Genomic DNA, 3,493 nt, shown 5'->3' with positions numbered 1-3,493 from the left:
AGAACCAGCTCGTCGCCGTCGGTGCCCTCGATCGGGCCGCAGTCCCACTTCGCCCACAGTGTGCCGGTGGTGAGGTATCGCCTCAGGGCCTCGGCGTCCAACTCCCCGTCCGCGTCGGTGAACCAGATCTCCGGCACCGAGCCGTACGCGGCGCGGGTCGGCCGGCGTTTGCCCAACTTGGCCAGCGCCGTGGTGGGTTCGGTGATGGTGCCCACGTGCTTCTCCCATTGGGTTGACTGCGCCCGCTCGTCACGGGCGAGTGGAGCAGGGGTGGTGCCCGGGCCCGGTGGAGGTGTCGCCCACCGGGCCCGGGAGTTCGCGGTGCCTGTGCGGCACACAGCTGAGGCCGGACGTGATCAGCGCCGTCGTCGTCAGCAGCACCACCAGCGCCTCGCGCGGCACGTCCGGTCGCGGCGCGGTAGTCCTCCTGATCCCCGTCCACCCGGCTACGCCGGCCGCCGGTCGAGCGCGGCTCGCAGCGCGGCGCGGCGGTGGGGCGTCCGGGCGCGGGCGATGCAGTCGTCGCAGATCCAGTGGCCCGTGCTCCGGCGTTCCCCGGGAGCCTGGAGCATCAGACCCACACAGACCAGGGTCTCGCGCCGACAGACCCAACAGGTCCCCTCGCGATAGCCGTCAGGCCGGTCCACGACACGACCCTCGCCCACAGCGCGGGCCAACGACCCCGTGCCCGCTCCCTCCCTTCCCCGCGCACTCACGTGACGCCCCTGCGGGCGATGCAGTTGCGGCAGCGGCACGAGGACCGCACAGCCGACTCCTGCACGGCCTCGCCCAGGGTCCGGGCCCGCCCGGCCGCGTTGGCCGCCCGGTAGTCGTCCAGCGGGTCCCAGCCCTCCGGGAGGCGGTACCGCTCGGCCTTCGCCGGTCCGGGCCCGGGGTCGCGGTAGACCCTCGGGGTCTTACGTGTCGCCATGGTGGTGTTCCCTCCCCCCGAGGCCGCCGCGGGGAGGCGAGTCCTCGGGATTCGTGCGACCGCCTGGGGCTGTGGGTCAGGCGCCGCAGTCACTACGGATCCACCGAAGCGCCGGCCGAGCGTGCCGACCGATGACATGGTGCTGGTGGACATGTGGGTTCTCCTGCCGAATGGTGGAGGTTGCTGCATCCAGTGAACGATCACCCTCCGTGCAGGACCAGAGCGGAAGTTGAGCATCCGTCAGGCATAATCAACGCGTTGTCAGGCTTGACCTGGGTCTTTCGAGTGGGAGACGCACATATGCCCGGCAGGAGAAGGCAGCTTGCTGCTCGTCGCAAGAGGCTGGGCTACAGTCAGGAGCGTCTGGCCGAACTGTTGGGGGTGGCGACATCCACCGTTGCTCGCTGGGAGGCCGGTGCCGACCCGCACGGTTGGGTCCTTCCAAAGCTTGCTCGGGCCCTCAGGGTCACCCCTGAGGGACTTGCGGAGCTACTGACTCCTGATGAAGCAGCCGTTCCGGCCCTCCCGGTGGCCTCTGCCGCCGCTCTGCCTCCTGGGGACACAGACGACATGAAGCGCCGTGACGTTTTGAGCCTGCTCGCCGTAACTGGTGCTCTCATTTCCCTGCCCGCAGTTGACGGAATCGCGCCAAAGAGTGGGACGGCCACCTCGTTGGCGGAAACGGGCCCTGAACTGAATGCGGCCCTCTGGCGGACATTCTCTCTGTCCGGCTCGAAACAAGTGGTATACCCATTGGTTCGCCACCAACTCGGACTGCTCGCCAGAGGATTGGAAGAGAACCAGAGCGACTCGTCCCGTCAGCGCCTCTGTCTCCTGGTGGGAGATCTCTACCAGTTGGCAGGGGAGATCTTCTTCGACGGTAACAAGTATGTTGATGCTGCCCATTGCTACGCCCTGGCTGCCAGTGCCTGCAAAGAAGCAGGTGCATTCGACATGTGGGCCTGTGCATTGACGCGCCACGCCTTTGTGGAGCTCTATGAAAAGAGATTTGCCGTTGCTGCACCGATTCTGTCGGCAGCAGCGCGAGTGGCCGAGCGCGGAGACAGCCAGTTGTCCACACGCTATTGGGTGGCGGCGGTCCAGGCCGAGGTCTACGCAGGGCTCGGAGATTTCGATGCCACCAGTCGATCCCTCGACACCGCCGAAAAGGTGCACGGCCTGCCGGGACAACCGCACAACGGGGGCTGGCTCCGCTTCGACGGATCGCGCCTCGCCGAGGAGCGAGGAACATGTTATCTCGCCCTCGGTCGGCCTGATCTGGCAGAGACGGCGCTGACCTCGGCGCTCTCCCAATCGCTTTCACTGCGTCGCCGGGGGGCCGTGCTCGCAGAGTTGGCGGCCCTTGGTGTCGAGCGGCACGACCTTGACCAAACAAGCCACTACGTCCAGGCTGCCCTGGAGCTTGCCGGTCAGACCGGCTCCGGCTACGTCGGAAGAAAGCTGGAAGCCGTCAAGAATCGACTTGCCCCGCTCATGTCCGACAGCCGCGCTCTGGCATTGCATCAGCAAATCTCGGCGCTTGACAGCGTCGCCTGACCGAGGAGCAGTACATGTCCATCGACGGGCAGATTTTCCGCGAGGCCTGGATTTCCGGCGTCCTGAAGCACTACCCCGGCGATCCGAAACCCGGATATATTGCCCCCTGGGCCGAAACGCCGGAGTGGGAGCGCGAGTGCGCCGCAGCAGTGCTCGGCCAGGTTCAAGAGTTCATCCGGGTGAGTTCTGGAAACACTGCGAAGCTCACTCGGGAACAGAAGGGAAGGTTCGTGTCACTGTGCTGGATCGCCCAGATCCACAAGCACATTGAAAACCCGAAGCCGGGATACATCGCGGACTGGGACGAGCTGCCGCCGTGGCAGCGGGAAACCGACGCGGACATCTTCGAGGCAATTGAGCGGGCGTTGGCTCGATGAACGATCCTCTCGGCCTTTCCACGCCGCGCGGGGAGGCCGAGGGATGTAGGGCCTGGCGCCAGCGGCCGGCGGGGCCGGTCGGGCACGAGCGGGCGGAGGCCACCCTGAGCCTCGGCCCGCACTGACTCGCGCCTGGCGAGGAGAGCTTCGAGCCGAGGTGGTGGCCGATGGCCGAGGCCGTTGCCGCCGCCGTCGAAGGCAGGTTCCTGCTGCAAGGTGGACCACTCGCCTTGCTGCTCGCTGACTGATTGCCCGTCAATCACCTTTCACGACCCAGAGATTGTCCTGCCACCAAAGAAGTGGAAGGCTGAGTTCCGATCTTCGCTCAGGACCGCTAATCTCCCGTCCCATCGGTGCCCTCTCCACAGGAGCGGGCGTCGGCAACAGGAGGGGAGAACGTGCAACTCAAGAGAGACGGGTACCGGCGTCCGGCTGTGCTGGCGGCGGTACTCGCGGCCGGGATAGCCACGGGCCCGGCGGTGTCCGCGCCCGCAGCGACGGCGGACGGCTCGGTGACGGTGCGGGTGGTCCGGGCCGTGGACGAGAGCGGGACGTACAGCCCGGCGCTGAACCCGGGCCTGGCCGGCGTGACGGTCACGCTGACCGGCGAGGACGGCGCGGTGCGCAC

General features: G+C 67.2%; 4 protein-coding genes and 2 pseudogenes. 4 read left to right on the top strand and 2 right to left on the bottom strand.

Annotation, left to right across the window (positions count from 1 at the left end):
- Nucleotides 1–215, bottom strand: a pseudogene (locus tag ACWEMJ_RS33920) (hypothetical protein); the annotation flags it as partial.
- A 497-nt stretch (nt 216–712) separates the two neighbouring features.
- A complete protein-coding gene (locus tag ACWEMJ_RS33915; RefSeq protein WP_452140990.1) occupies nt 713–931 on the bottom strand; it encodes a hypothetical protein in 219 nt (72 codons plus the stop codon).
- A gap of 300 nt (nt 932–1,231) precedes the next feature.
- On the opposite strand from ACWEMJ_RS33915, the pseudogene ACWEMJ_RS33910 reads away from it, so the two are divergent.
- The 4 genes and pseudogenes from ACWEMJ_RS33910 to ACWEMJ_RS33895 form a co-directional block, all read left to right on the top strand.
- A pseudogene (locus ACWEMJ_RS33910) lies at nt 1,232–1,411 on the top strand (helix-turn-helix transcriptional regulator); the annotation flags it as partial.
- 90 nt (nt 1,412–1,501) lie between these two features.
- On the top strand, nt 1,502–2,488 hold the full coding sequence (locus tag ACWEMJ_RS33905) for a transcriptional regulator (protein WP_452140991.1): 987 nt from the start codon (nt 1,502–1,504) through the stop codon (nt 2,486–2,488).
- A 14-nt stretch (nt 2,489–2,502) separates the two neighbouring features.
- The gene (locus ACWEMJ_RS33900; protein WP_452140989.1) at nt 2,503–2,865 is read left to right on the top strand and encodes a hypothetical protein; all 363 of its coding nucleotides are present in this window, start codon (nt 2,503–2,505) and stop codon (nt 2,863–2,865) included.
- Nucleotides 2,866–3,263: 398 nt separating this feature from the next.
- The coding region (locus ACWEMJ_RS33895; protein ID WP_452140988.1) for a hypothetical protein at nt 3,264–3,493 on the top strand (230 nt) is incomplete at its 3' end.

It is taken from the genome of Kitasatospora sp. NPDC004531 (assembly GCF_053602195.1).
Note: the sequence above shows the minus strand (reverse complement) of the source record. Positions and strands in the feature narration are given on the sequence as shown.